At 70.7% G+C, this 21,285-nt stretch carries 19 protein-coding genes and 1 tRNA gene; 17 read left to right on the top strand and 3 right to left on the bottom strand.

Annotated elements, in window-relative coordinates:
- Positions 1-46: 46 nt before the first annotated feature.
- From JG616_RS09230 to argH, 5 genes are all read left to right on the top strand, one after another.
- The gene (locus tag JG616_RS09230; protein WP_199361700.1) at positions 47-1,255 is read left to right on the top strand and encodes an argininosuccinate synthase; all 1,209 of its coding nucleotides are present in this window, start codon (positions 47-49) and stop codon (positions 1,253-1,255) included.
- Positions 1,256-1,381: 126 nt separating this feature from the next.
- On the top strand, positions 1,382-2,485 hold the full coding sequence (locus tag JG616_RS09225) for an acetylornithine deacetylase (RefSeq protein WP_207748983.1): 1,104 nt from the start codon (positions 1,382-1,384) through the stop codon (positions 2,483-2,485).
- A gap of 244 nt (positions 2,486-2,729) precedes the next feature.
- Positions 2,730-4,061: an acetylglutamate kinase gene (locus JG616_RS09220; protein WP_199392406.1), complete on the top strand. Its 1,332-nt coding sequence runs from the start codon at positions 2,730-2,732 to the stop codon at positions 4,059-4,061.
- A complete protein-coding gene (gene argC, locus JG616_RS09215; protein ID WP_199392405.1) occupies positions 4,058-5,026 on the top strand; it encodes an N-acetyl-gamma-glutamyl-phosphate reductase in 969 nt (322 codons plus the stop codon). The genes JG616_RS09220 and argC overlap by 4 nt, the downstream gene beginning before the upstream one ends.
- 115 nt (positions 5,027-5,141) lie before the next feature.
- Entirely contained in the window at positions 5,142-6,443 is a 1,302-nt protein-coding gene (gene argH, locus JG616_RS09210; RefSeq protein ID WP_199392404.1) for an argininosuccinate lyase, read from the top strand.
- Here the strand turns inward: argH and JG616_RS09205 are convergent, their stop codons facing one another.
- Positions 6,444-7,754 carry an MFS transporter gene (locus JG616_RS09205; RefSeq protein WP_199392403.1) on the bottom strand — a complete coding sequence of 437 codons (1,311 nt, stop codon included), beginning with the start codon at positions 7,752-7,754 and terminating at the stop codon, positions 6,444-6,446. It abuts the gene before it with no gap.
- 73 nt (positions 7,755-7,827) lie between these two features.
- Positions 7,828-7,904: transfer RNA gene (locus JG616_RS09200), tRNA-Pro, on the bottom strand.
- A gap of 133 nt (positions 7,905-8,037) precedes the next feature.
- Here JG616_RS09200 and hisS point away from each other — a divergent pair.
- The 12 genes from hisS (at position 8,038) to hisIE (ending at position 19,311) form a co-directional block, all read left to right on the top strand.
- Positions 8,038-9,411: a histidine--tRNA ligase gene (gene hisS, locus JG616_RS09195; protein ID WP_199392402.1), complete on the top strand. Its 1,374-nt coding sequence runs from the start codon at positions 8,038-8,040 to the stop codon at positions 9,409-9,411.
- Between the two features lie 32 nt (positions 9,412-9,443).
- Positions 9,444-11,351, top strand: coding sequence for an aromatic amino acid lyase (locus tag JG616_RS09190; protein ID WP_199392401.1), 1,908 nt, complete (start codon positions 9,444-9,446; stop codon positions 11,349-11,351).
- Positions 11,348-11,722: a hypothetical protein gene (locus tag JG616_RS09185; RefSeq protein ID WP_199361707.1), complete on the top strand. Its 375-nt coding sequence runs from the start codon at positions 11,348-11,350 to the stop codon at positions 11,720-11,722. Before JG616_RS09190 ends, JG616_RS09185 begins: the two co-directional genes overlap by 4 nt.
- 75 nt (positions 11,723-11,797) lie before the next feature.
- Positions 11,798-12,124: a YerC/YecD family TrpR-related protein gene (locus tag JG616_RS09180; protein WP_199361708.1), complete on the top strand. Its 327-nt coding sequence runs from the start codon at positions 11,798-11,800 to the stop codon at positions 12,122-12,124.
- 10 nt (positions 12,125-12,134) lie between these two features.
- On the top strand, positions 12,135-13,049 hold the full coding sequence (gene hisG, locus JG616_RS09175) for an ATP phosphoribosyltransferase (RefSeq protein ID WP_199361709.1): 915 nt from the start codon (positions 12,135-12,137) through the stop codon (positions 13,047-13,049).
- Positions 13,046-14,428, top strand: a complete 1,383-nt coding sequence (hisD, locus tag JG616_RS09170; protein ID WP_199361710.1) for a histidinol dehydrogenase — start codon at positions 13,046-13,048, stop codon at positions 14,426-14,428. The genes hisG and hisD overlap by 4 nt, the downstream gene beginning before the upstream one ends.
- On the top strand, positions 14,416-15,495 hold the full coding sequence (gene hisC, locus JG616_RS09165) for a histidinol-phosphate transaminase (protein WP_199392400.1): 1,080 nt from the start codon (positions 14,416-14,418) through the stop codon (positions 15,493-15,495). The genes hisD and hisC overlap by 13 nt, the downstream gene beginning before the upstream one ends.
- A complete protein-coding gene (hisB, locus tag JG616_RS09160) occupies positions 15,492-16,568 on the top strand; it encodes a bifunctional histidinol-phosphatase/imidazoleglycerol-phosphate dehydratase HisB (RefSeq protein ID WP_199392399.1) in 1,077 nt (358 codons plus the stop codon). Before hisC ends, hisB begins: the two co-directional genes overlap by 4 nt.
- Complete coding sequence (hisH, locus tag JG616_RS09155) at positions 16,565-17,164, top strand: imidazole glycerol phosphate synthase subunit HisH (protein WP_199362233.1); 600 nt, start codon at positions 16,565-16,567, stop codon at positions 17,162-17,164. The genes hisB and hisH overlap by 4 nt, the downstream gene beginning before the upstream one ends.
- Positions 17,161-17,910 carry a 1-(5-phosphoribosyl)-5-[(5-phosphoribosylamino)methylideneamino]imidazole-4-carboxamide isomerase gene (hisA, locus tag JG616_RS09150; RefSeq protein ID WP_199361713.1) on the top strand — a complete coding sequence of 250 codons (750 nt, stop codon included), beginning with the start codon at positions 17,161-17,163 and terminating at the stop codon, positions 17,908-17,910. Before hisH ends, hisA begins: the two co-directional genes overlap by 4 nt.
- Entirely contained in the window at positions 17,904-18,677 is a 774-nt protein-coding gene (hisF, locus tag JG616_RS09145; protein ID WP_199361714.1) for an imidazole glycerol phosphate synthase subunit HisF, read from the top strand. Before hisA ends, hisF begins: the two co-directional genes overlap by 7 nt.
- Positions 18,670-19,311 (top strand): bifunctional phosphoribosyl-AMP cyclohydrolase/phosphoribosyl-ATP diphosphatase HisIE, encoded by a 642-nt coding sequence (gene hisIE / locus JG616_RS09140; RefSeq protein WP_199392398.1) that lies wholly within the window; start codon positions 18,670-18,672, stop codon positions 19,309-19,311. Before hisF ends, hisIE begins: the two co-directional genes overlap by 8 nt.
- 24 nt (positions 19,312-19,335) lie before the next feature.
- On the opposite strand, the gene JG616_RS09135 is transcribed toward hisIE, so the two are convergent.
- The gene (locus JG616_RS09135; RefSeq protein WP_199392397.1) at positions 19,336-21,165 is read right to left on the bottom strand and encodes a diguanylate cyclase; all 1,830 of its coding nucleotides are present in this window, start codon (positions 21,163-21,165) and stop codon (positions 19,336-19,338) included.
- Positions 21,166-21,285 lie beyond the last annotated feature (120 nt).

Raw genomic sequence — 21,285 nt, 5'->3', positions numbered from 1 at the left:
TCGCGGCTGTAGCCGCTCCTACAGTTCTCCCCCACAGAGACCCGATATGACCGCTGCCTCCGAATCCAAAGACATCGTCCTCGCCTTTTCCGGCGGCCTCGACACCAGCTTCTGCGTGCCGTGGCTGAAGGAGCGCGGCTGGAACGTGCACACCGTGTTCGCCGATACCGGCGGCGTGGACGCGGCGGAGCGTGCGGCGATCGAGGCGCGCGCGGCCGAGCTTGGCGTCGCCAGCCACGTCACCATCGACGGCGGTCCCGCGATCTGGGACGGCTTCGTCAAGCCCTTCATCCACGCCGGCGAGGCCTACCAGGGCCAGTACCCGCTGCTGGTGTCCGACCGTTACCTGATCGTCGACGCCGCACTCGCGCGCGCGAACGACCTCGGCACCACCGCGATCGCGCACGGCTGCACCGGCATGGGCAACGACCAGGTGCGCTTCGACCTGGCGGTGAAGGCCAGCGGCGACTACCGCATCGTGGCGCCGATCCGCGAGATCCAGAAGGAACACACCCAGACCCGCGCCTACGAGCAGGCCTACCTCGAGCAGCGTGGCTTCGGCGTGCAGTCCAAGCAGAAGAGCTACACCATCAACGAGAACCTGCTGGGCATCACCATGTCCGGCGGCGAGATCGATCTCTGGGAAGCGCCGGGCGAGGGCGCACGCGGCTGGTGCGCGCCACGCGGCGCGTGGCCCGTGGAGCCGCTGCAGGTCTCGGTGCGCTTCGTCAACGGCGAGGCGGTGGGCCTGGACGGCGAGGACGTGCCCGGACCGAAGCTGCTGGCCAGGCTCAACACCATGTTCGCGCAGTACGGCGTCGGCCGTGGCATCTACACCGGCGACACCACCATCGGCCTGAAGGGCCGCATCGTGTACGAGGCGCCGGGACTGGCCGCGCTGCTTGTCGCCCACCGCGCGCTGGAAGAGGCGGTGCTGAGCAAGCAGCAGAACCGCTTCAAGCCCGACGTCGGCCGCAAGTGGGTCGAACTCGTCTACGAGGGCTTCTACCACGACCCGCTGAAGACCGACCTGGAGGCCTTCCTGGCCTCGTCGCAGCGCATGGTCAACGGCGAGGTGATGCTCGAGACGCGCGGTGGTCGCGTCGACGCGGTCGCGGTGCGCTCGCCGCACATCCTCAATGCCAGCGGCGCCACCTACGCCCAGTCCGCCGACTGGGGCGTGGAAGAGGCCGAGGGTTTCATCAAGCTCTTCGGAATGAGCAGCACCCTGTGGGCCGAGGTCAACCGGTCGTGAGCCACGCCGGCAGCCATGTGCACCCGCGCCGCGAATCCGCAGCGGACAGCCAGGGATTCTGTAGGAGCGGCTATAGCCGCAATTGCAGAGTGCCGATCGCGGCTGTAGCCGCTCCTACAGGGCGGCTTGGACGTGATTGAGCCAATACTTCGCCACCTCGCGGCGCTGGTGTCCTTCGATACCCGCAATCCTCCGCGCGCCATCGGCACCGGCGGGATCTTCGACTACATCCGCGCCCAGCTGCCGGATTTCGAGGTGACCGTCACCGACCACGGCGCAGGCGCGGTGTCGCTGTTCGCGCGTCGCGGCACGCCCACGCTGCTGTTCAACGTGCACCTCGACACCGTGCCCGACTCGCCGGCGTGGACCGCCGACCCGCATGTGCTGCGCGTCGAAGGCGACCGCGCGATCGGCCTGGGGGCCTGCGACATCAAGGGTGCCGCGGCCGCGCTCATCGCCGCGGCGCAGGCCGTCGAAGGCGACGCCGCCTTCCTGTTCACCAGCGACGAGGAAGCCAACGATCCGCGCTGCATCGCCGCCTTCCTCGCCTCCGCCCACGGCTTTCGCCAGGTGGTGGTGGCCGAGCCGACCGGCTGCGAGGCGGTGCTCGCCCACCGCGGCATCGCCGCCGTGCAGCTGCGCTTCCACGGCGAGGCGGGCCACGCGTCCGGCGCCCAGGCGCTTTCGGCGAGCGCGGTGCACAAGGCGATGCGCTGGGGCGTGGACGCGCTGGACCTGGCCGAGGCCGAGGCGCACCAGCGCTTCGGTGGGCTCACGGGCCTGCGCTTCAACATCGGCCGGGTGGAGGGCGGCATCAAGGCCAACGTGATCGCGCCCGCGGCCGAGGTGCGCTTCGGCTTCCGGCCGCTGCCGTCGCACGATGTCGACCAGCTGCACGCCCGCTTCGCCGCGCTGGCCCCGGATGGCAGCGACTACGCCGCGACCTTCCACGGCCCCGCGCTGCCCGCCGGCGACACCGCTGCGGCCGAGGAGCGCCGCCTGGCCGCGCGCGATCTTGCCGAAGGCCTGGGCCTGCCGATCGGCAACGCGGTCGACTTCTGGACCGAAGCCTCGCTGTTCTCGGCTGCCGGCCTCGACGCCATCGTCTACGGCCCGGGCCACATCGCCCAGGCCCATACCGCCGACGAATGGGTCGCGCTGGAGCAGCTCCGGACCTATGGCGAGGCGGTGGGGCGGGTGATTGGAGCAAAAACGTTTGCCACGGATTGACGCGGATAAGGGCGGATTCACACGGATAGAGCGGAGGTCCGTTCAAGAGCAGCGCATGGATGGGGTCCCTCACATGTAGGAGCGGCTATAGCCGCGATCGGCAGGCGGCAATCGCGGCTATAGCCGCTCCTACAGAAGGCAGGACTTTTCACAGAAGGGCTTCTGCTCCATCCCTGTGAATCCGCCCTTATCCGCGTCAATCCGTAGCAAAAACCCCCACAGCCCCACCTACGAAGCGATACACATGCACGCACACGTCCAGACCCGCCAGACCATCGTCCGCCTGCTTTCGAGCATGGGCAGCGCGAAGGAGATCAGCCAGTACCTGAAGCGGTTCTCGCAGGTCGACGCCCGGCGCTTCGCCGTGGTCAAGGTCGGGGGCGCGGTGCTGCGCGACGACCTCGACGCGCTGACGTCCTCGCTGGCCTTCCTGCAGCAGGTGGGCCTGACGCCGATCGTGGTGCACGGTGCCGGACCGCAGCTCGACGAGGCGATGCAGGCCGCGGGCATTACCAAGCGCACCGTGGACAACCTGCGCCATACCGACGCCGCCGGCCTGGCCATCGTGCGCCGGGTGATGCGGCAGCAGAACCTGCGCCTGGTCGAAGCACTGCAGGTTCAGGACGTCCGCGCCACCTCGATCCAGTCGGGTGTCTTCGAGTGCGCCTTCCTCGACCGCGAGCGCTACGGCCTGGTGGGGCAGGTGATGCGCGTGGATACCGACGGCATCGGCGCGGCGATCAAGGCCGGCTCGATCCCGGTCATCACGTCGCTGGGGGAGACCGCCGACGGCCAGATCGTCAACGTCAACGCCGACTGGGCCGCCAACGAGCTGATCAAGACGCTGCAGCCCTACAAGATCGTCTTCCTCACCGGAACCGGCGGCCTGCTCGGCCCCGACGGCCAGGTGATCGACTCGATCAACCTCAGCACCGAGTACGAAGAGCTCCTGCGCCAGCCCTGGCTGCACTCGGGCATGCGCCTGAAGATCGAGCAGGTGCACAACCTGCTGATGGCGCTGCCGCCGTCGTCCTCGGTGTCGATCACCCGGCCCGACCAGCTGGCGCGCGAGCTGTTCACGCACAAGGGCTCGGGCACCCTGGTGCGGCGCGGCGAGCGGGTGATGCGCGCCGGTTCATGGGATGCGCTCGACCTGCCGCGGCTGCGCATGCTGGTCGAGTCCGCGTTCGGCCGCACCCTGCTGCCCGACTACTTCGAACGCACGCCGCTGCTGCGCGCCTACGTCAGCGAGAACTACCGCACCGCGGTGATCCTGACCGAGGTCGACGGCGTGCCCTACCTCGACAAGTTCGCCGTGCTCGACGACGCCCAGGGCGAGGGCCTGGGGCGCGCAGTGTGGCAGGTGATGCGCGAGGAGACGCCGACGCTGTTCTGGCGCTCGCGCAGCGGCAATCCCGCCAACGCGTTCTATTACGCCGAGAGCGACGGCTGCCTGAAGCAGGGGCCGTGGAAGGTGTTCTGGTACGGCATGGACGGCTTCCGCGCGATCGAACGCGCGGTGGAGCACTGTGCCGACCGTCCGCCAACCCTGGTCGAAAAGGAGGACGCGGCGTGACCGCATCCATCGGCATCATCGGCGCGCGCGGACACACCGGCGCCGAGCTGATCCGGCTGCTGGCCGCGCATCCGGGCTTCGAGCTCGCCGCGGTGTCCTCGCGCGAACTCGATGGACAGCGCGTCGGCGCCCACGTGCCGGAATACGCCGGCGAGCTGCGCTATTCGAACCTCGCGCCCGACGCGCTGGCGTCGGCCGGCCTGGACGCCTGGGTGCTGGCGATGCCCAATGGCCGCGCCAGGGCTTACGTCGATGCGCTGGCGTCCGGCGGCGGCGATCCGGTGATCGTCGACCTGTCCGCCGACCACCGCTTCGACGACGAGTGGTACTACGGGCTGCCCGAACTCACGCGCGACGGCTACGCCAGCCAGCGGCGCATCGCCAATCCCGGCTGCTACGCCAGCGCCATGCAGCTGGCGGTGGCGCCGATGCTCGACCTGGTGGACGGCCCGGTGCAGTGTTTCGGCGTGTCCGGCTACTCGGGCGCCGGCACCACGCCGTCGGAACGCAACGATCCCGACAAGCTGCGCGACAACCTCATGCCCTATGCGCTGGCCGACCACCTGCACGAGCGCGAGGTCACCCGCCACCTCGGCACGGAGGTGGAGTTCATGCCGCACGTGGCGCCGCATTTCCGCGGCATCACCCTGACCGCGAACCTGCATCTGCACGAGCCGGTCGCGGCCGAGGCCGTGGAAGCCGCCTACCGCGCGCGCTACGAGGACGAGCCGCTGATCAGGGTGTGCACCGACGCGCCGTGGGTGAGCCGCATCGCCGGCCGGCACGGGGTGGAGATCGGCGGGTTCACGGTGTCGGCCGACGGGCGCCGCCTGGTCGTCGTCGCCACGCTCGACAACCTGCTCAAGGGGGCCGCGACACAGGCCCTGCAGAACCTCAACCTTGCGTTCGGCCGGCCGGAGGTCGAGGGCATCCCCCTCGACTGGCCGCCCGCACCCACCCTGTAGGAGCGGCTACAGCCGCGATCGGCAAGATGTTCCGCAAGATCCAATCGCGGCTGTAGCCGCTCCTACAGGAGCTGCGACCGCCGGCCATCACACACAACCCATCCCGGAGACCGACATGTCCGACCTCCTCTGGCAGAAGCCCGGCGTCACCGTCGACGCCGACATCCAGGCCTTCCTCGCCGGCGACGACGTGGTGCTGGACCGCGACTTCTTCCTGCACGACATCCGCGCCAGCCGCGCGCACGCCGAAGGCCTCGAGCGCATCGGCATCCTGTCCGCGGACGAACTGGCGGGCATCGGGCGCGAGCTCGAGCGGTTGGCCGACGACTTCCGCAGCGGCAGCTTCATCCTCGACGGGCGCTACGAGGACGGCCACTCGGCGATCGAGGCGCGGCTGACCGAACGCCTCGGCGACGCCGGGCGCCGCATCCACACCGGCCGCAGCCGCAACGATCAGGTGCTGGTCGCCACGCGGCTGTGGCTGAAGGAGAAGCTGGCGCGCACCCGCGCGCTGTGCGTGGAGATCGCCGGCATCGCGCTGGACCGTGCACGGGCCGAAGCCGACGTTCCGCTGCCGGGCTACACGCACCTGCAGCGCGCGGTGGTGAGCTCGCTCGGGATGTGGTGGGCGGCCTGGGCGGAAGCCTTCATCGACAACGCCCGGCGCGCGGACGACACCCTGGCCTGGGTCGACGCCAACCCGCTGGGCAGCGCGGCCGGCTACGGCGTCAACCTGCCGCTGGAGCGCGAGCACACCACGGCCGCGCTCGGCTTCGGCCGCATGCAGCTGGCCGCGACCTATGCCCAGCTGTCGCGCGGCAAGTTCGAGATGGCCGCGATCGAGGCGTTGTCCAGCGCGATGCTCGACCTGCGGCGCCTGGCCTGGGACCTCAGCCTGTTCACCTCGGGCGAATACGGCTTCGTCAGGCTGCCCGCGCAGTACACCACCGGCAGCTCGATCATGCCCAACAAGCGCAATCCCGACGTCATCGAGCTGATGCGCGCGTCCTATGCCAGCGTCGCCGCGGCGCGCTGCGAGATCGAGCAGCTGCTGTCGCTGCCCTCCGGCTACCACCGCGACCTGCAGGTCTCGAAGGGCGCGCTGTTCCACGGCTTCGGCAAGGGCCTGCAGGCGCTGGCGCTGCTGCCCGACCTGCTGCGCAACCTCGACTGGGACACCGAACGCATGCGTGCCGCGCTGGAACCGTCGATGTATGCGACCGACCTTGCAGTCGACATGGCGCGCGACGGCCTGCCCTTCCGTGAGGCCTACCGCCAGGCGGCCGACCCGGCGCGCTGGGCCGAGGGCGATCCTGCCGCGAGCCTCGCGGCACGCGTGTCGCCGGGCGCGTCGGGCGCGCCGGGACTCGACCTGCTGGCTCGGCGGCTGGCGGCCTTCGGGATCAGCGCGGCCTGATCACGGCTGCCGGGCCGCGGCCTCGTCCCGGGTTGTCCCGCGGCCCGGGCCATCCTCGAGCACGCGCGGCCGGCAGGCCTGCCATGCGCCGCCCAGCATCACCACCACGCTGGCCGCGAGCATCGCGAAGGGCCAGGCGAATCCGCCGGTCGCCTCCCTGAGGATGCCGAACAGCAGCGGCCCCAGGCACGCCAGCGTGTAGCCCAGTCCCTGGGTGAAGCCCGACAGGGCCGCCGAGCCATCCGGCGTGCGCGTGCGCAGGTTGATCAACGTCAGGCCTAGCGGAAAGGTGCAGCCGCCGATGCCGACCAGGGTCGCCCACAGCCAAGGCGCGGCCATCGGCGCCTGCCACAGCCCGTAGAAGCCGGCGAACTGGGCCAGCGCGCACGCCAGCGCCATCGGGAAGCTGTTGCGCATGCGCACGGCCAGCGCCGGGACCACCAGGCCGCCGAGCAGGCTGAAGCCGGTGTACAGCGCCACCATCGCGCCGCCGAATGCAGGCGAGGCGCCGGCCTCGGTGAAGATCCGCGGCATCCAGGTGAACATCGCGTAGGTCGCCAGCGAGGTCATGCCGAACATCAGCGCCATGCCCCAGCCGAGTCCGGTATGCCAGACGCGGTTGCGGGTGCCCGGCGTGGACGCCAGGTCGGTGGCGCCCGCCGCCGGGATGCCGGCTGCGCCCGCGTCGCGACCCCGGTCGTGGCCCGTCCCGGAACCGGCCCCGGGGACGCGCCGCAGCAGCAGGACCCAGGGCAGGGCCGCCGCGATCGCGGCCAGCGTCCACGCCGCCATCGACAGGCGCCAGCCAAAGGCGTCGGCCAGGGGCACCGCCAGCAGCGCCGCCAGGATCGTGCCGGCCTGCAGCGCGGTGATGTAGACCACGCTCAGGGTGCCGACCCGGTGCGGGAACCAGCGCTTCACCAGCGGCGGCAGGACCACGTTGCCGACGCCCATGCCGGCCAGCGACACCAGCGAGCCGGCGATCAGCACGCCGACCCCGCCCGCCAGCGAGCGCAGCACCAGGCCGGCGGCGGCCAGCGCCATTGCCAGCAGGACGGTGCGCTCGAGCCCGAGGCGGCGGGCGATCGCCGGCGTGGCCGCGCCGAAGGCGGCGAATGCGGCGGCGGGCAGCATGCCGATGACGCCCGCCATGGCGGCGCCGAAGCCGAACTCGCGCCCGACGACGTCCAGCAGCGGCGTGATCGAGGTGACCGCGGTGCGCAGGTTGAAGGCGGCCAGCGCGATCCCGGCCAGGGCGAGCAGCCGGCCGTGGACGCGCGGTCCGCCGGCAGGGGTGGGGGAGGCCGGCATCGTGGTGTCCTGGCGCCCGCGGGCGCGAAAAGCAAAAAACCGGCCCTGCGGCCGGTTTCTGCGTGTTCACCGATGGTCGGGGAGACAGGATTTGAACCTGCGACTTCTACGTCCCGAACGTAGCGCTCTACCAGGCTGAGCTACACCCCGACAGGTGAGCTGCACATTGTAATGACCGGGGGCGGGGGGAGGCAAGCACCCCGTTCCGGCACCCGGGCCGCGCCGCGTGCAGCCGCTAGAATGTCGGGCCCACCGCGGCCTCGCCCCGCACCGGAGATCCGCCTTGATCAAGCCCCGCACGCCCCCGGGCGTCCTCGAGCTGCTGCCGCGCGAGCAGGTCGCCTTCCAGCGCATGCTCGACACCATCCGCCGCACCTTCGAGGCCTATGGCTTCCTGCCGGTGGAAACGCCGGTGTTCGAACTCTCCGACGTGCTGCTGACCAAGACCGGGGGCGAGACCGAGCGCCAGGTCTATTTCGCGCAGTCCACGGGCGCGCTCGAGAAGGGCGACCCGGGACGGCCTGAAATGGCGCTGCGCTTCGACCTGACCGTGCCGCTGGCGCGCTACGTCGCCGAGCACGAGCACGATCTGGCGTTCCCGTTCCGCCGCTACCAGATGCAGCGCGTCTACCGCGGCGAGCGCGCCCAGCGCGGCCGCTTCCGCGAGTTCTACCAGTGCGACATCGACGTGATCGGCAAGGACACGCTGTCGCCGCGCTTCGAGGCCGAGGTGCCGGCGGTGATCAACGCGGTGTTCGAGGCCCTGGGCATCGGCGAGTTCACGATCCAGCTCAACCATCGCAAGCTGCTGCGTGGCTTCTTTGCCGGCCAGGGGATCAGCGACGAGGCGCAGCCGCTGGTGCTGCGCGAGATCGACAAGCTCGACAAGCGCGGGGAAGAGGCGGTGCGCGCGACGCTGGTGGGTGAGGCCTTCGGCCTTGCCCCTGAAGTTGCGGACCGGCTGCTGGAGTTCTCGCGCGTGCGCTCTTCCGGGCACGACGACGCGCTGGCGAAGCTCGACGCACTTGGCGCCGGCACGCCGCTGTTCGAAGAAGGCCGCGACGAGCTGCGTGCGCTGCTCGGAATGCTCAATGCCATGGGCGTGCCCGGGTCGCGCTACGCCATCAACCTCTCGATCGCGCGCGGCCTGGACTACTACACCGGCATGGTCTACGAGACCACGCTGGACGCGCACCCGGAGATCGGTTCCATCTGCTCCGGTGGTCGCTATGACGACCTCGCCAGCCACTACACGAAGTCGAAGCTTCCCGGCGTCGGCATTTCCATCGGCCTGACGCGCCTGTTCTGGCAGCTGCGCGAGGCCGGCCTTGTGGGGACCGCCGAAAGCACCGTGCACGCGCTGGTCGTGCTGCTCGATGACGAGGGCCTCGACCACGCGCTGGCCCTGTCGCAGCGCCTGCGCGCCGCGGGCCTGAACGTGGAAACGCAGATGGAGCCGCGCAAGCTGGCCAAGCAGCTGCAGTACGCCGACCGGGCGGGCATCCGCTTCGTGGTGATCCGCGGCGGGGACGAGGCCGCCCGCGGCGTGGTGGCGGTCAAGGACCTGCGCCGCGGCGAGCAGTTCGAGGTCGCCGAGGATGAATTGGGCAGCACCCTGCGGGTGGAGCTCGAGCAGCTGCGCGCACACGGCGCCTGACGGCGCGCCCCCGGACAGGAAAGGCAACCGACATGAAGCACATCCGTCTCGACGGCAGGTCCCTCACGCGCTCGCAGCTGGTGATGATCGCCAACGGCGCCTCGGTCGAACTCGATCCGGTGGCGCTGCAGGCGGTCGAGCGCGCCGCGGCCTTCCTCGCCGAGCAGGTGCGCCGCGAGGAGCCGATCTACGGCGTGTCGACCGGCTTCGGCAGCAACGCCGACAAGCTGCTGGGCGCGCATCCACTGCGTGACGAACTGCCCGGCGCGAAACCCTCGGGTCGCTCGCTGCACGCCGAGCTGCAGCAGAACCTGGTCGTGACCCATGCCGTGTGCGTCGGTGAGCCGATGTCTCCGGAGGTCGTGCGGGCGATGCTGTGCATCCGCATCAACACCCTGCTCAAGGGCCATTCCGGCATCCGCGTGCAGACCCTGCAGGCGCTGACGTCGATGCTCAACGCCGGCGTGGTGCCGGTGGTGCCGGAGCTGGGCTCGGTGGGCGCGTCGGGCGACCTGGCGCCGTTGTCGCACCTGGCGATCGTGCTGCTGGGCGGCGGCGAGGCCTTCGTCGAAGGCGAGCGCATGCCGGGTGCGGAGGCGCTGCGCCGCGTCGGACTCGAGCCGGTCACGCTCTCGTACAAGGAAGGCCTGGCGCTCAACAACGGCACCGCGCAGATGCTGGCCATGGGCGTGCTGGCGTTGGACCGGCTGGACCGCCTGCTGGAAACCGCCGATCTCGCTGCGGCGATGACCATTGATGCCTTCGCCGGTCGCCTGGGCGCGTTTGCCGAAGAAGTGCACGCGCTGCGTCCGCATCCCGGGCAGGTGGACGTTGCCGCGCGGCTGCGCGCGCTGCTCGAGGGTTCCACGCTCGCCGACATCCCGTACCACCTGGTGCCGCGTTTCCGGCAGTGGCTGCCCGACAGCTGGCAGACGCCGGAGGCACAGGCATTGAGCTTCGACATCGGCTGGGACTGGGTGCCGGCCAGCCAGCGCCACGGCCGCGAGAAGTTCTACCTGCGCTTCAAGCCCTTCCGCGGCGGCAAGAAGCACCAGCCGCAGGACAGCTATTCGCTGCGCTGCATCCCGCAGGTGCACGGCGCGGTGCGCGACGCGGTGGAGCAGGCGCATCGGGTGTTCGATATCGAACTCAACGCGGTCACCGACAACCCGCTGGTCTTCCCCGACAGGCAGGCCGCGCACGTCGAGGAGCAGGTGATCTCCGCCGGCCACTTCCACGGCATGCCGCTGGCGCTGGCGCTGAGCTACGTGAAGGCGGCGATCCCCGTGCTGGCATCGATCTCCGAGCGCAGGCTCAACAAGCTCGTGGATCCGGCAACCAGCGACGGCCTGCCGGCCTTCCTGATCGGCAACGAGGACGGCACCGAATCCGGCCACATGATCGTGCAGTACACCGCCGCCGCGATCGTCAACGACCTCGCCACCCGTGCGCATCCGGCCAGCGTGTACTCGGTGCCGACCAGCGCGAACGCGGAAGACCACGTGTCCATGGGCGCGAACGAGGCCCGCCACGTGCTGTCGATGACGGCGGATCTCGGCAAGGTGCTGGCGCTGGAGCTGTACACCGCGGCGCAGGCGCTGGATTTCCGTCGCGACATGATCAACGCCGCGCGCGACCTGGCGCGCAGCGGTGACGCCGCAGGTTTTGCCGCCAAGGTGCATGGCGCGCCCATGGCCGGGCATCGCGACCACGCGCAGTTCGTGGAGGAAGTGGGTGCGCTGCGCGCCGAGCTTGCTGCGTCCGAGCCCTACCACCCGGGCGTGGCGGTTGCCGCCGCGCATGCCGCGCTGCGCGAGCGGATCGGTTTCCTCGACCGCGACCGCGCGCTCGACGGCGAGGTGGCCGAAGCGGTGCGCCTGGTGGTCGACGGCAGCCTGCTGCAAGCGGCACGCAGGGCCGAGGCGGGCGAAGGCGGATGAACCTGCCGCTGCACCTGGGCTGGCCGGGAGCACTGGAAGCCGGCCTGATCGCGCTGGCGATCGGCTTCCTGCTGTTCCTCGTGTTCCACGCGCTCTCCGCGCGATTGGCTTGGAACCCGGGCCATTCTGTCGGCTGGGCCTGCCTGGGCGCGGTGGCGATCGGCGCCGGGATCGATCTCTGGAACCTGTTCTACCTCGGCGTGGTGAAGCTCGAATCCCCGGTCTATGCGCGTATCGCGCTGTCGAAGATCCACGACCCGGATGGGCTGGGTGTGCGCGTGCTGATGGAAGTGCTGGGTGCCCTCACGGGCGTGGCCCTGGGGTGGATGGCGACGCACCGCGGCAGCACGGGTACGCGCCAAGGGAACTGATTCAAGTGAACGCGCCCCATCACGGGGCGGAACGACCGCGTTGACAATGTACTAGCGCGCTATTACATTGGCGCGATGAAGCAGCGCCCCGAATCCCCATCCAAGCGCGAGGCCGATGCCTCGCTCCGCGCCCTGGCCAAGGCGCTGGCAGCGCTCGACCAGCCGGCCGAGATCACCGCCTTCCTTCGCGACCTGTGCACGCCGGCCGAGCTCGAGGCCATGGCCGACCGCTGGCGGGTGGTGCCACTGCTGCTGGAGAAGGTTCCGTACCGCGAGATCCACGAGCGCACCGGCGTCAGCGTCACCACGGTCGGTCGCGTCGCCCGCACCATCGAGCATGGCGCCGGCGGTTACGCGGCGGCGGTACGCAAGCAGTTCCCCCGTCTCGTCCCTTCGAATTGAGCGCCCCCGCATGAGTCCCCCCGCCCCCATCGCGGCGCGCGAGCGCCTGCGCATCGCCATCCAGAAAAGCGGCCGCCTTGGCGAGCCGTCCCGCGCCCTGCTGAAGTCCTGTGGCCTGGAGTGGCGCGAAAGCCGCGACCGCCTGTTCTGCTACGGCGAATCCGCACCGATCGACCTGCTGCTGGTGCGCGACGACGACATCCCCGGTCTGCTCGCCGATGGCGTCTGCGACCTGGGCATCGTCGGCCGCAATGTGCTGGCCGAGCAGTCCGCGGAGCGTGCGCTGTCCGGCAGGCCGCAGGTGGCGCAGGAGATCCGCGCGCTGGGCTTCGGCGGCTGCCGCCTCGACATTGCGGTGCCGGACGACTGGGACTGGCAGGGCCCCGCTGATCTCGCAGGCAGGCGCATCGCCACCAGCTATCCGCAGCTGCTGCGCCAGTGGCTGGACGCGCAGGGCATCGCCGCCGACGTGGTGTTCCTGTCGGGCTCGGTGGAGATCGCGCCGCGCCTGGGCCAGGCCGACGTCATCTGCGACCTGGTCTCCAGCGGCGCCACGCTGGCGGCCAACCAGCTCAAGCCGGTGCTGACCCTGCTGCAGAGCGAGTCGGTGCTGGCCGGGCCGGTGCAGCCGCTTGTCGACGTGCGCGCGGGCCTGCTGCAGCAGCTGCTGCGACGCATGGACGGCGCGCTGCGGATCAAGGACAGCAGGCTGTTGATGTTCCAGGCCGATCGCGGCCAGGTGGATGCGCTGCTCAAGCTGCTGCCCGACGCGGAGCGGCCGACCCTGCTGCAGGTCGATGGCGAGGACTCCCTGGCGCTGCAGGCGCTGTGCCACGGGGCGATGACCTGGCAGCGGCTCGAGGATCTGCGCCAGGCCGGCGCGCGCAGTCTGATGGTGCTGCCGGTCGAGAGGACGCTGGCATGAGCGTCGCTGAAAACACGGCCAGCAGCGCTACGGCCACGAACAGCCGCGCCGCGGCCACGAGCAACCATGCTCCGGTCAAGCGCCTGCGCTGGTCCGGACTCGATGTGGATGCACGCGCGCACGCACTCGCGCGCCCGGTGCAGGCGGTGGCCGGCACGGTCCGCGACACCGTGGCCGCACTGATCGACGAAGTCCGCGCCGGCGGCGATGCGGCGCTGCGCGATCTCACGCTGAGGCTGGATGGCGTCGCACCTGGAACACTGGAAGTGGACGCCACCGAGTTCGCCGCCGCGGAAGCGGCAGTGCCCCAGGCGCTGCGCACAGCCATGGCCGAGGCCGCCGGGCGGATCGAAGCGTTCCACCGCGCCGGCATGGCGCAGCCCTACGCGGTTGAAACCGCGTCAGGTGTCGTCTGCGAACGCATCCTGCGGCCCATCGGCCGGGTCGGCCTGTATGTGCCCGCCGGCAGCGCGCCGCTGCCGTCCACGGCGCTGATGCTGGGCGTGCCGGCGCGCCTGGCCGGCTGTCCGCAGGTGACGCTGTGCACGCCGCCGCGCCGCGACGGCAGCGCCGATCCTGCCGTGCTGGTGGCCGCACGCATGACCGGCGTGCAGCGGGTATTTAAGCTTGGCGGCGCGCAGGCGATCGCGGCCATGGCGCTGGGTGCCGGCAGCGTGCCGAAGTGCGACAAGCTGTTCGGCCCGGGCAATGCCTGGGTGACCGAGGCCAAGCAGCAGCTGGCGCAGACGGGCGCGGTGGCCATCGACATGCCGGCCGGGCCGTCCGAGGTGCTGGTGATCGCGGATGCCGGCGCCAATGCCGCCTTTGTCGCCGCGGACCTGCTGTCGCAGGCCGAACACGGTCCGGATTCGCAGGTGGTGCTGCTGGCCGACAGTGCGCCGCTGCTCGATGCCGTCGAGCGCGAACTGGCCGCGCAGCTGGCACGACTGCCGCGCGCGGCCATCGCCGCGCAGGCGCTGTCGCAGTCGCGCCTGGTCGAGGTCGAGACGCTGGATGAAGCATTCGCGATCAGCAACGCTTACGCGCCCGAACACCTGATCCTCGCGCTGCGCGAGCCGCGTGCCTGGCTGCCCAGGGTCGAGGCGGCCGGCTCGGTCTTCCTCGGCGACCACACGCCCGAGGCGCTGGGCGATTACTGCAGCGGCACCAACCACGTGCTGCCAACCAACGGCGCCGCGCGTGCCTGGAGCGGAGTGAGCGTGGGCAGCTTCCAGAACGCGATCAGCGTGCAGGCGGCGACCCGCGAGGGCATCGCCGGCATCGGCCCCTGGGCGGTGACCCTGGCCGAAGCCGAGGGCCTCGAAGCGCATGCCAACGCAGTGCGGCTACGAATGGAGGCGCCTGCATGGGTGCGGTGATCGATCTGATCAGGGAGGACCTGCGCGGCTTCACCGGCTACGGGTCCGCGCGCAGCGAAAAGCTCCAGGGCGAGGTCTGGCTCAACGCCAACGAGTCCGCTTGGCCCAGCGCGGGCGACCCGGGCGACGGCTGCAGGCGCTATCCCGAGCCGCAACCACCGGAGCTCGCTGAAGCGCTGGCACGGCTGTACGGTTGCGTGCCCGGGCAGCTGCTGATCGGGCGCGGCAGCGACGAAGCCATCGACCTGCTGGTGCGCACGCTGTGCGTGCCGGGCCGGGATGCGGTGGTGGTGTCGCCGCCGGTGTTCGGCATGTATGCGGTGAGCGCGCGGCTGCAGGGCGCGCCGCTGATCGAGGTGCCGCTGATCGACGGCGTGGAGAGCTTCGCGCCGGACCTGCATGCGCTGGCGGAGATTGCACTGTCCCGATGCGCGCGACTGGTGTTCCTGTGTTCACCCGGAAATCCAACGGGGAACGCGATCGCGCTGGACGACATCGCCGCGCTGGCGCGCAGGCTGCAGGGCAGGGCGCTGCTGGTGGTGGACGAGGCCTATGGCGAGTTCTCCTCGCAGCATTCGGCCATCGGATTGCTGGGCGAACACGACAACCTCGGCGTGCTGCGCACGCTGTCCAAGGCCCACGCACTGGCAGGTGCGCGCATCGGCGTGCTCGCAGCCGATCCGGCGCTGGTCGCGGCGCTGCGGCGCTGCCAGGCGCCGTACCCGGTGCCCGCACCCTGCGCGGCGCTGGCGCTGGCCGCGCTGTCCCCGGAGGCGCTCGCCCGCACTGCGGGACGCGTGGCCGAGGTGCGCAGCGAGCGCGAGCGGATGCGGACGGCGCTGGCCGACGTGCCCGGCGTGCTGCGGGTGTATCCGTCCGAGGGCAACTTCCTGCTGGTCCGCTTTGCCGACGCCTCGCGCGCGTTCGCGCAGCTGCTTGCCGCAGGCATCGTCGTCCGCGACCAGCGCGCAGCGCCGCAGCTGGGCGACGCGCTGCGCATCACCATCGGCACCCCGGCGCAGAACGACCGGGTGCTGCGGGCACTTTCCAAGGGAACACTGGCATGAGCACCCCGATCCTCTTCGTCGACCGCGACGGCACCCTGATCGAGGAGCCGGACGACTTCCAGATCGACGCCTACCACAAGCTGCGCTTCGTGCCCGGCGTGATTCCGGCGCTGCTGAAGCTGCGCGATGCGGGCTACCAGTTCGTGATCGTCAGCAACCAGGACGGGCTCGGCAGCGCGCAGTATCCGCAGGCGGACTTCGACGGTCCGCAGGCGCTGATGATGCAGGTGTTCGAAAGCCAGGGCATCGCCTTCCGCGAAGTGCTGGTCGACTGCAGCTGGCCGGAAGAGAAGCTGCCCACGCGCAAGCCCGGCATCGGCCTGGCGCTGCACTACCTGCGCGACCGCGGCATCGACCTTGCGCGCTCGGCCATGGTCGGCGACCGCGATACCGACCTGGAGTTCGCCGCCAACATGGGCATCCGCGGCTTCAAGCTGCGCAGCCCGCAGTTCGGCGGCGAGTGGGACTGGGCCAGCATCGCGCACGAGCTGGCCGATGCGCCGCGCCGGTCCGATGTGCAGCGCAATACGAAGGAGACCCGGGTCCGCATCGCGATCGACCTCGACCGCGTGGCCGAGCCGAAGGTGTCCACCGGCCTGCCGTTCTTCGACCACATGCTGGAGCAGATCGGCAAGCACGGCGGCTTCGCACTGGAAGTCGAGACCACGGGCGACCTGCACATCGACGAGCACCACACGGTCGAGGACACCGCGCTCGCGCTGGGCCAGGCGCTGCGCGAGGCCCTGGGTGACAAGCGCGGCATCGGCCGCTACGGCTTCACCCTGCCGATGGACGAGACCCTGGCCAGCGCCGCGCTCGACTTCAGCGGGCGCCCGTGGCTGGTGTTCGAGGGCGACTTCCGCCGCGAGCGCGTCGGCGACCTGCCGACCGAGCTGGTGTCGCACTTCTTCCGTTCGCTGTGCGATGCGGCCGGGCTCAACCTGCACCTCTCGGTGCGCGGCGACAACGACCACCACAAGATCGAGGCGGCGTTCAAGGCGTTGGCGCGCGCACTGCGCCACGCGATCCGGCGCGAAGGCGTGGAGCTGCCGAGCACCAAGGGCGCGCTCTGATGCGTCTGGTGCTGGTCGATGCCGGCGGTGCGAACCTCGGCTCGGTGCGGCAGGCGCTGCACCGGCTGGGCGTGGAGCCGCAGCTGGCCACGGACGCGGTCACGATCCGCGCCGCCGACCGCGTGATCCTGCCCGGCGTGAGCACCGCGGCCGAGGTGATGCGGCGGCTGCGCGAGCTCGACCTGGTCGAGACGCTCCGCAGCCTGCAGGCGCCGCTGCTCGGCATCTGCGTGGGCATGCAGCTGCTGTTCCAGCATTCCGAAGAGGGTGATACGCCCTGCCTGGGCCTGCTGCCCGGTCGCGTGCGGCGGCTGCCGCCGTCGCCCGGCGTGCGCGTGCCGCACATGGGCTGGAACCGGCTGCGGCCGCTGGGCGAATCGCCGCTCACCCGCGGCATTGCCGACGGCGACTTCGCCTACTTCGTGCACAGCTACGCCGCGCCGGCGGGTGACGACTGCGTGCTGGCCTGTGAGCACGGCACCCGCTTTGCGGCGGTGGTGGAGCGCGGCAACGTCGCCGGCGCGCAGTTCCATCCCGAGCGCTCGGCGCGCGTGGGAGCGCGGCTGCTGCGCAATTTCATCGAGGCGACGCCATGAGCGACGGATTCACCCTCTATCCCGCCATCGACGTGCGCGAAGGCCGCGTGGTGCGGCTGGCACAGGGCGACTACGCCCGCGAAACGCACTATGGCGACGATCCACTGGCACTCGCCCTCGACTATGCCGACCAGGGCGCGCAGTGGCTGCACCTGGTCGACCTGGACGCGGCCCGCGCTGGTGGCTACACGCTGCTTCCGCTGCTGCGCGCGCTGGCCGGCGATGGTCGGCTGAAGGTGCAGACCGGCGGCGGCGTGCGCGGGCGCGACGATGTGGTGCAGCTGCTCGAGGCCGGTGCCGCGCGGGTGGTGATCGGTTCGCTTGCGGTGCGCGAGCCGGACAGCGTGCTGGCCTGGATCCGAGCCTTCGGCGCGGACCGGATCACCGTGGCGCTCGACGCACGGCTCGACACGGCCGGCATCTGGCGGCTACCTGTCCACGGCTGGACCGAGACCGGCGAGGAATCCCTCGCTGCCCTGGCCGTGCGCTATGCGGACGTTGGCCTGCGCCACCTGTTGAGCACCGATATCGCCCGCGACGGGATGCTCACCGGACCGAACCTGGCGCTGTACGACCATCTGCGAAGCACGGCGCCCGCGTTGTCCCTGCAGGCCTCGGGCGGCGTCTCCGGCGTCGCCGACGTGACCCGTGCGCGCGACGCCGGCTGCGCCGGCATCGTCCTCGGTCGCGCCCTGCTGGAACGACGCTTCAGCCTGCGCGAAGCGCTGCAGGCCGCGACATGCTGAGCCGGCGCATCATTCCCTGCCTAGACGTGCGCGACGGCCGCGTGGTCAAGGGCGTGCGCTTCCGCGACCACGTCGACATGGGCGATATCGCCACGCTGGCCGCGCGCTATCGCGACGAGGGCGCCGACGAACTGGTGTTCTACGACATCGGCGCGAGCCCTGAGGGGCGCTCGGTCGACTACCGCTGGGTGGAGCAGGTGTCGGCACTGCTGGATATTCCGTTCTGCGTGGCCGGTGGCATCCGCGACGTGGCCACGGCGCGCGCGGTGCTGCACGCCGGTGCCGACAAGATTTCGATCAACACGCCGGCGCTGGAACGGCCGGCGCTTGTGAGCGAACTCGCCGAGGCGTTTGGCGTGCAGTGCGTGGTGGTCGGCATTGACTCCATCCGCGAGCCCGACGGCGAATGGCGGGTGCGCAGCCACACCGGCGACCCCGACAGGACGCGAGCGCTGGCGCTGCGCACCCTGGACTGGGTGGTGCAAGCGCAGCGCCTGGGTGCCGGCGAGATCGTCCTCAACTGCATGGACAGCGACGGCGTGCGGCGGGGCTATGACATCGAGCAGCTGGCGGCGGTGCGGGCGATCTGCGAAGTACCGCTGGTCGCCTCGGGCGGCGCCGGGGCGGCGGAACATTTCATCGAGGCCTTCGAGCGCGCGGACGTCGATGGCGCACTCGCGGCCAGCGTCTTCCACAGCGGCGCGCTGGCGATCGGCGGGCTCAAGGCGACCCTGCGCGCGCAGGGCATCGAGGTGCGTGATGCATGAGTCGGGACCAAAGGAGGCCACGCTCGATCCCGACGCGCTGGCGTGGGCGAAGGGCGACGGGCTGTTGCCGGCGGTGGTGCAGGACGCCGACAGCCTGCGGGTGCTGATGCTCGGCTACATGGACCGGGATGCGCTGGCCGCCACGCTGGACAGTGGCCAGGTGACCTTCTTCAGCCGCAGCAAGGGCCGCCTGTGGACCAAGGGCGAGACCTCGGGCCACGTGCTGGACCTGGTCTCGGTCCGCGCCGACTGCGACGACGACGCGCTGCTGGTGCTGGCGCGCCCCAAGGGTCCGACCTGCCACCTGCAGCGCGCCAGCTGCTTTCCCGGTGCGCCCGCCGCCGCGCTGGCGCCTCTGGATGCGCTGCTCGCGCGACGCGAGGCGGAACGTCCTCCCGGCAGCTATACGACGCGCCTGTTCGAAGGCGGGGTGCGCCGCATCGCGCAGAAGGTGGGCGAGGAAGGCGTGGAGACCGCGCTGGCCGCGGTGGCCCAGGACGACGAGGCACTGCTCGGCGAAGCCGCCGACCTCACCTATCACCTGCTGGTGCTGCTGCGCGCACGCGGCCTGGGCCTGGCGGACCTGGAGCGCACGCTTGCAGGGCGTTCCGGCAGCACCACGGTCGACAGCTGACGGTTCTTTGGCAGACGCGGCGCCTCAGGCCGCCGAGATCGAGGTGCGGACGCAGTCGCGTCCGTGGGCCTTGGCCGCGTACAGCGCCTGGTCGGCGACCTGCAGCGCGTCCTCGATGTCGTCGACGGTGCCCGGCACCACGGTGTGGACGCCGACGCTGGCGGACACCCGCACCGGAGGGCCGTGCTGCGAGATGCAGGGCCGGGAGGCGATCGCCCGGCGCACGCCCTCGGCGACGGCCACCGCGCCGCGCAGGTCGGTGCGCGGCAGGACGACGACGAATTCCTCGCCGCCGAAGCGTGCCAGCAGCGCCTCGTGCGGCTCGAGGGCATCGCCGATGCGCTGGGCCGCGGCACGCAGCACGTCGTCGCCGACCATGTGGCCGTGCTCGTCGTTGATCGACTTGAAGTAGTCGAGGTCGACCATCAGCAGCGACAGCGACTGCCGCTCGCGGTTGCACTCCACGAGCAGGCGTTCGAACGCGTCGTGGAAGTGCGAGCGGTTGTACAGGCCTGTCAGGCCGTCGCGACGGCCCGACTCGCGCAGCCGCGCCGCGGTTTCCTCGAGCTGGTCGAGCGTGTTGCGCAGTTCGCGGGTGCGCTGCGCGACCTTGCGTTCGAGCTGCACGTTGGCGTCGCTGACGATGCGCTCGTTCTCGCTGCGCAGCGAGGCGTAGCGGTAGCTGAGCGCGATCGACAGGAACAGCATCTCCAGCGCCGAGCCGAGCTGGACTCCGTACTCGGTGAAGAAGGTCTTCGGGAACACCCCGAAGGCCACCAGGGTGTAGACCGCGGTGCCCGCCAGGAACATCGCCCAGGACAGCAGGAACAGCCTGGCCGGCGCATAGCCGCGTCCCAGCGCGACCACGCCGACCACGGTGATCCAGAGAATGCTCGCCAGCACCGCCAGCGAGACCGCAGGGGTGATCAGCCGGTAGGGCACCACCAGCGCGGCGATGCCGAAGCAGGCGAAGGTCGCGATGGCGACGATGCTGACCCGGTTGCCGGCCGGCCAGCGTTCGCCGAGGCCGAGGAAGATGCGCGCGAACTGGTGCATGCCGATCAGCGCCAGGCTGATCGACAGCGGCACCGATTTGTCGGCCAGCCAGGTGTTGTCTGGCCAGAGGTACTCGAAGCCGAGGCCGTTGAGGCAGAACAGCACCAGGCCGAAGGCGCTGATGTGGAACAGGTACCAGAAATAGCTGGCGTCGCGCAGCACCAGCCACAGCACCAGGTTGTAGAAGAACAGCGCCACCAGGATCCCGTAGTACAGGCCGATCGAGAACTGGGCGTCGCGCGAGAGCTCGGTGAACGCGGCCGGCGTGTACAGCACCAGCGGCACCTGCATCGAACTCTGGCTCTGGACCCGGAACAGGATGTCGACCGGCTGGTCCACGGGCAGGTCGAGCAGGAAGTTGGGGTGGCGGTAGCGGATCACGCGTTCGCCGAAGGGCAGGGCGTCGCCCCCGGTCTGGTGGACGATGCGGCCGTCGGGATAGCGCAGGTAGAGGTCGAGGTGGTCGCTGAGGGGATAGGTCTGGACCAGCAGCCAGCGCACCTCGGCCGGGTCCCGGTTGATGATCCGCGCGTGGACCCAGAAGGCGCCGTCCTGGAAGCCGAAGGCCGGGTTGCCGCCGGGAAGCGGCGCGAAGGCATCGGTGCCGACGAGCGCCCAGGCGTCCTGCACGGTGTCGCGTCCCGTGGTGTCGTGTCGGTAGTCGACGTGCGGCGAGAGCGCCAGCTCGCCGGTGCCGGGTGCCAGCTCGATCGTGCCGGCCACGGCCGGTCCACCGAGCGCCAGAAGCGCGACGGCGAAGGCCGTGAGCCAGGCCATCCAGGGCCTCGCGCCGATCATCCTGACCCCTCCAGACGCGCCCATGACATCTGCCGGCCACAGCCCGGCCCGATCATATGCCTGCCGGCAACCCATGTCTAAACGCGATCGGGCACGATAACGGGCCATCCGTCCGGCCAC

Origin of the sequence: Luteimonas sp. MC1895 (assembly GCF_016457215.1) — a bacterium.
Classification (GTDB): domain Bacteria; phylum Pseudomonadota; class Gammaproteobacteria; order Xanthomonadales; family Xanthomonadaceae; genus Luteimonas.
Note: the sequence above shows the minus strand (reverse complement) of the source record. Positions and strands in the feature narration are given on the sequence as shown.

Bases quoted from the DNA above. Each gene is read 5' to 3' on its own strand.
- JG616_RS09230 (WP_199361700.1), top strand. From the start codon at position 47: ATGACCGCTGCCTCCGAATCCAAAGACATCGTCCTCGCCTTTTCCGGC.
- JG616_RS09220 (WP_199392406.1), top strand. From the start codon at position 2,730: ATGCACGCACACGTCCAGACCCGCCAGACCATCGTCCGCCTGCTTTCG.
- argH (WP_199392404.1), top strand. From the start codon at position 5,142: ATGTCCGACCTCCTCTGGCAGAAGCCCGGCGTCACCGTCGACGCCGAC.
- JG616_RS09205 (WP_199392403.1), bottom strand. From the start codon at position 7,754: ATGCCGGCCTCCCCCACCCCTGCCGGCGGACCGCGCGTCCACGGCCGG.
- JG616_RS09190 (WP_199392401.1), top strand. From the start codon at position 9,444: ATGAAGCACATCCGTCTCGACGGCAGGTCCCTCACGCGCTCGCAGCTG.
- JG616_RS09185 (WP_199361707.1), top strand. From the start codon at position 11,348: ATGAACCTGCCGCTGCACCTGGGCTGGCCGGGAGCACTGGAAGCCGGC.
- JG616_RS09180 (WP_199361708.1), top strand. From the start codon at position 11,798: ATGAAGCAGCGCCCCGAATCCCCATCCAAGCGCGAGGCCGATGCCTCG.
- hisG (WP_199361709.1), top strand. From the start codon at position 12,135: ATGAGTCCCCCCGCCCCCATCGCGGCGCGCGAGCGCCTGCGCATCGCC.
- hisD (WP_199361710.1), top strand. From the start codon at position 13,046: ATGAGCGTCGCTGAAAACACGGCCAGCAGCGCTACGGCCACGAACAGC.
- hisC (WP_199392400.1), top strand. From the start codon at position 14,416: ATGGGTGCGGTGATCGATCTGATCAGGGAGGACCTGCGCGGCTTCACC.
- hisB (WP_199392399.1), top strand. From the start codon at position 15,492: ATGAGCACCCCGATCCTCTTCGTCGACCGCGACGGCACCCTGATCGAG.
- hisA (WP_199361713.1), top strand. From the start codon at position 17,161: ATGAGCGACGGATTCACCCTCTATCCCGCCATCGACGTGCGCGAAGGC.
- hisF (WP_199361714.1), top strand. From the start codon at position 17,904: ATGCTGAGCCGGCGCATCATTCCCTGCCTAGACGTGCGCGACGGCCGC.
- hisIE (WP_199392398.1), top strand. From the start codon at position 18,670: ATGCATGAGTCGGGACCAAAGGAGGCCACGCTCGATCCCGACGCGCTG.
- JG616_RS09135 (WP_199392397.1), bottom strand. From the start codon at position 21,165: ATGATCGGCGCGAGGCCCTGGATGGCCTGGCTCACGGCCTTCGCCGTC.